Genomic DNA, 848 nt, shown 5'->3' with positions numbered 1-848 from the left:
GTCGAACCCCTAACCTCTTGATCCGTAGTCAAACGCTCTATCCAATTGAGCTACGGGCGCATATGGTGCCGAGGGCGGGGGTCGAACCCGCACGGTGGTCACCCACCGCAGGATTTTAAGTCCTGTGCGTCTGCCTGTTCCGCCACCCCGGCATGTCATATTGAAAATTGGAGCGGAAGACGGGATTCGAACCCGCGACCCCAACCTTGGCAAGGTTGTATTCTACCACTGAACTACTTCCGCAAGACATGTATGAGWTATTWTATTAAAAGTGCGGGTGAAGGGAGTCGAACCCCCACGCCAAAGGCGCCAGATCCTAAGTCTGGTGCGTCTGCCAATTCCGCCACACCCGCATATTTTTTTAAGAAAATGGTGAGCCATGAAGGATTCGAACCTTCGACCCTCTGATTAAAAGTCAGATGCTCTACCAACTGAGCTAATGGCTCTTAATGGCTGGGCTAGCTGGATTCGAACCAGCGCATGACGGAGTCAAAGTCCGTTGCCTTACCGCTTGGCTATAGCCCAATAATTAAGAAATGGTGGAGGGGGGCAGATTCGAACTGCCGAACCCRAAGGAGCGGATTTACAGTCCGCCGCGTTTAGCCACTTCGCTACCCCTCCGACATATATGGTGGAGGATGACGGGATCGAACCGCCGACCCCCTGCTTGTAAGGCAGGTGCTCTCCCAGCTGAGCTAATCCTCCATTTTGCCTGGCAACGTCCTACTCTCACAGGGACAAGGTCCCAACTACCATCGGCGCTAGAGAGCTTAACTTCCGTGTTCGGTATGGGAACGGGTGTGACCTCTCTGCCATCATTACCAGACTATATTCACCAGACTATATTC

The 848-nt window shown here is 53.0% G+C and carries 7 tRNA genes and 1 rRNA gene; all 8 read right to left on the bottom strand.

What is annotated here, in order from left to right:
- Positions 1 to 63: 63 nt before the first annotated feature.
- The 8 genes from AC1DTM_RS29405 to rrf all read right to left on the bottom strand — a co-directional run bounded on the left by AC1DTM_RS29405 (position 64) and on the right by rrf (position 826).
- Positions 64 to 152: transfer RNA gene (locus tag AC1DTM_RS29405), tRNA-Leu, on the bottom strand.
- A gap of 16 nt (positions 153 to 168) precedes the next feature.
- Positions 169 to 243 (bottom strand) — tRNA-Gly (locus tag AC1DTM_RS29400).
- A gap of 29 nt (positions 244 to 272) precedes the next feature.
- Positions 273 to 353 (bottom strand) — tRNA-Leu (locus AC1DTM_RS29395).
- Between the two features lie 17 nt (positions 354 to 370).
- A tRNA-Lys gene (locus AC1DTM_RS29390) sits at positions 371 to 446 on the bottom strand.
- A gap of 4 nt (positions 447 to 450) precedes the next feature.
- Positions 451 to 525 (bottom strand) — tRNA-Gln (locus AC1DTM_RS29385).
- A 12-nt stretch (positions 526 to 537) separates the two neighbouring features.
- Positions 538 to 621 (bottom strand) — tRNA-Tyr (locus AC1DTM_RS29380).
- Between the two features lie 8 nt (positions 622 to 629).
- Positions 630 to 705, bottom strand: a tRNA-Val gene (locus AC1DTM_RS29375).
- 5 nt (positions 706 to 710) lie between these two features.
- A 5S ribosomal RNA gene (rrf, locus tag AC1DTM_RS29370) occupies positions 711 to 826 on the bottom strand.
- Positions 827 to 848: the final 22 nt, after the last annotated feature.

The sequence above is a fragment of the Bacillus sp. P4_D3 genome, from assembly GCF_056401855.1.
The sequence above is the reverse complement of the archived record's forward strand: the minus strand, read 5'-3'. Positions and strand labels throughout refer to the sequence as shown.